Consider the following 3,734-nt stretch of genomic DNA (forward strand, 5'->3'; position numbering starts at 1 on the left):
TGCCCCTGGACCACCTCCCCCCGAACCCAGGTGTTGGGCCGGGTGTCGACGACCGTGCCTTCCATTTCGCAGCTGTCTTCTTTCGACATGCAGTAAAGCCCTCGGTATCCAATGAATGGCCCGGTGCAACTGCGCCAGGCAAAAGCGGCGTGCATTGTGCCCGAAAAATGGGGTTTACGCCAAGGGGTTTAGGGTTTGGGTTTAGTTCAGGATCACCCAGCGCTGATTAATCAGCAGTTCGATGGGGCGATATTGCGTCTTGTAGTTCATCTTTTTGCAGTTCTTGATCCAGTAACCCAGGTAAACCGCCTCAAGCCCGAGGCGCTGGCTCTCGGCAATTTGCCAAAGAATGGCAAAGCGTCCCAGGCTGCGGCGTTCTTCGGCCGGTTCGTAAAACGTGTAGACCGCCGACAAGCCGTTAGGCAGTAAATCGGTCACCGCTACGGCCAGCAACCGTCCGTCGAGACGGAACTCGTAGAAACGGGAGAAGGGCAGGTCGCGTACCAGAAAGGTCGAAAATTGATCACGGCTCGGCGGGTACATGTCGCCGTCGGCGTGGCGCTGTTCGATATAGCGTTGGTACAGATCGAAATATTCTTCACTGAACTGGGGTTTCGCCGGGCGCACCTGCAAATCGGTGTTGCGCCTGAAAATGCGCTTCTGCTGGCGATTGGGAATGAACTGCGACACCGGAATGCGCGCAGGCACGCACGCATTGCAGTTCTGGCAATGAGGCCGATACAGATGGTCGCCGCTGCGACGAAAGCCCATTTCCGACAGGTCTGCGTAGACATGCACATCCATGGGCTGGCTCGGGTCGAGAAACAGGGTCGTGGCCTGCTCCTCGGGCAGATAACTGCAAGAGTGAGGTTGAGTGGCATAGAACTTCAAACGCGCCAACTCGGTCATGATCAACCCTCGGGATAAGCTGGTGAATTAAGTGTAAGCCACGCGCGCAAAAGTCGCTCAGCAAACCCAGTTGGCACGACTGGGTTGATCCAGGTGTCGGGCCAGATAGTCGGCGAACTCGAGGCGGGGAATCGCCCGGGCGCCGAGACTGTGCAGATGATCGGTCGGCATCTGGCAATCAATCAGCACGAAGCCCGAGTCTTGCAGGTGTCGCACCAGCGTGGCAAAGCCGTATTTGGAGGCATTGTCGGCCCGGCTGAACATCGACTCACCGAAAAACAACTGCCCCATCGCCAGCCCGTACAGGCCGCCGACGAGTTCGCCCTCATCCCAGACTTCCACAGAATGGGCGAAGCCGCGCCGGTGCAACTCTACGTAAGCATCCTGCATGGCTTCAGTGATCCAGGTGCCGTCGGCGTAATCCCGTGGCGCCGCGCAGGCGCGGATCACTGCGTCGAAGTCCTGATCGAAGGTTACTTGGTAGCGTTGCTGGCGCAGCAATTTGCCCAGGCTGCGCGAAACATGCAGTTCGTCGGGAAACAGTACGGTGCGTGGGTCAGGCGACCACCACAGAATCGGCTGGCCTTCGGAAAACCAGGGGAAGCAGCCATGGCGATATGCCTGAATCAGGCGATCGGCGGACAAGTCGCCGCCGGCGGCGAGCAATCCATTGGGGTCGCGCATGGCCTTTTCCAGCGGCGGAAAAGTCAGGGAATTGCGTTGTAACCAAGTCAGCATGGCATCCAGGCTTGCGGAAGGGGAGGGCGGTGCGGGCTGTTCGGCCCGCGCTAAAGTGTGCCGTTAAATGACACGAATGTCGTGCCGATCCTGCCTGACGCAGGCAGGGCTGCAACTTGGTGAGCTTGCTGCGGTCGTAAGCGAGCGCTGCGGGCTGGCCTGCAACCGGCCTGGCAATGCTTCGCTACGTTCATCAAATACACCTCATAAGCCTTTGTCACAAAAGGTAATGCATGCTCAAATTGCCGCACAGGTTTTATACGCTTGGCTATGCTCAACACTGGGCTTTGAAGCATGGCATCAGACGCACAAACCCGTACAATGCCGGGCTGTTACAGAATATTCGCTGCGCGCCGTGTTTATAGCTGTATTTATAAAATCGGCAGCACAGTGTTAAAAGTAGTCTCTGTTGTGCCCTTCAACTTTTTTACCTGCCTGGATTGGGCAATTTTTTATCGTCATTCAATAGATGGACGCGCCTCGGGCGCAGGAAAAGTAGCGTTTTGAAGAAATCCACCGAAGCACCAAAAACAGTCGTTCCGCTCTGGCGGCAGCAGTTGCACTACCGACTCAAGGAAGGTGCATTGATCGCCATCGGCGCCTTGTGCCTGTTCCTGATGATGGCCTTGCTGACCTACGGCAAGGACGACCCGGGCTGGAGCCACAACAGCAAGATCGACGACGTGCAGAATTTCGGCGGCCCGGCGGGCTCCTACAGCGCAGACATTTTGTTCATGGTGCTCGGCTATTTCGCCTATATCTTCCCGTTGCTGCTGGCGATCAAGGCGTACCAGATCTTCCGCCAACGCCACGAACCGTGGCAGTGGAGCGGCTGGCTGTTTTCCTGGCGCCTGATCGGTCTGGTGTTTTTGGTGCTGTCTGGCGCTGCGCTGGCGCATATTCACTTTCACGCCGCCACCGGTCTGCCGGCCGGCGCGGGTGGTGCGTTGGGCGAAAGTCTTGGCGATCTGGCCAAAAACGCGCTGAATATTCAGGGCAGCACATTGCTGTTCATTGCGCTGTTCCTGTTCGGCCTGACCGTATTCACCGATCTGTCGTGGTTCAAGGTGATGGACATCACCGGCAAGATCACCCTCGATCTGTTCGAACTGTTCCAGGGCGCGCTCAACCGCTGGTGGTCAGCGCGTACCGAGCGCAAGCAACTGGTGGCGCAACTGCGTGAAGTCGATGACCGCGTGCACGATGTGGTCGCACCGACTGTCACCGACAAGCGCGAGCAGGCCAAGGTCAAGGAGCGCCTGATCGAACGTGAGCAGGCCCTGAGCAAGCACATGTCCGACCGCGAGAAGCAGGTGCCGCCGGTTATTGCACCGGCTCCCGTCAAGGCGTCGGAGCCGAGCAAGCGCGTACAGAAAGAGAAGCAGGCACCGCTGTTCGTCGACAGCGCTGTGGAAGGTACCTTGCCACCGATCTCGATCCTCGATCCTGCGGAAAAGAAACAACTCAATTACTCGCCGGAGTCTCTGGCTGCGGTCGGCCACTTGCTGGAGATCAAGCTCAAGGAGTTCGGTGTCGAGGTCACGGTGGATTCGATTCACCCGGGCCCGGTGATTACCCGTTACGAAATCCAGCCTGCCGCCGGCGTAAAAGTCAGTCGGATTTCCAACCTCGCGAAGGACCTCGCGCGCTCCCTGGCCGTGACCAGTGTGCGTGTGGTCGAGGTGATTCCGGGCAAGACCACGGTCGGTATCGAGATCCCGAACGAAGACCGGCAGATCGTGCGTTTCTCCGAAGTGCTGTCGACCCCCGAGTACGACAACTTCAAGTCGCCGGTCACTTTGGCTTTGGGCCACGACATCGGCGGCAAACCGGTTATTACCGATCTGGCGAAGATGCCGCACTTGCTGGTGGCGGGTACGACCGGTTCCGGTAAGTCGGTGGGCGTGAACGCGATGATCCTGTCGATCCTGTTCAAGTCCGGCCCGGAAGACGCCAAGCTGATCATGATCGACCCGAAAATGTTGGAGCTGTCGATCTACGAAGGCATTCCGCACCTGCTGTGCCCTGTGGTGACCGACATGAAGGACGCCGCCAACGCCCTGCGCTGGAGCGTCGCCGAGATGGAG

General features: G+C 58.4%; 3 protein-coding genes and 1 pseudogene. 1 reads left to right on the forward strand and 3 read right to left on the reverse strand.

The annotated features are described in order from the left end of the window. The 3 genes and pseudogenes from ACIOVB_RS26635 to aat all read right to left on the reverse strand — a co-directional run. Positions 1 to 89: pseudogene (locus tag ACIOVB_RS26635) on the reverse strand (translation initiation factor IF-1); the annotation flags it as partial. Positions 90 to 201: 112 nt separating this feature from the next. Next, on the reverse strand, positions 202 to 909 hold the full coding sequence (locus ACIOVB_RS26640) for an arginyltransferase (RefSeq protein ID WP_187678465.1): 708 nt from the start codon (positions 907 to 909) through the stop codon (positions 202 to 204). Positions 910 to 966: 57 nt separating this feature from the next. After that, positions 967 to 1,647, reverse strand: coding sequence for a leucyl/phenylalanyl-tRNA--protein transferase (gene aat, locus ACIOVB_RS26645; protein ID WP_401272175.1), 681 nt, complete (start codon positions 1,645 to 1,647; stop codon positions 967 to 969). Positions 1,648 to 2,150: 503 nt separating this feature from the next. Here aat and ACIOVB_RS26650 point away from each other — a divergent pair. Next, a partial coding sequence (locus ACIOVB_RS26650; RefSeq protein WP_401272176.1) for a DNA translocase FtsK 4TM domain-containing protein occupies positions 2,151 to 3,734 on the forward strand: 1,584 nt, incomplete at its 3' end.

This window comes from Pseudomonas sp. NPDC087639 (assembly GCF_044743385.1).
Taxonomy (GTDB): domain Bacteria; phylum Pseudomonadota; class Gammaproteobacteria; order Pseudomonadales; family Pseudomonadaceae; genus Aquipseudomonas.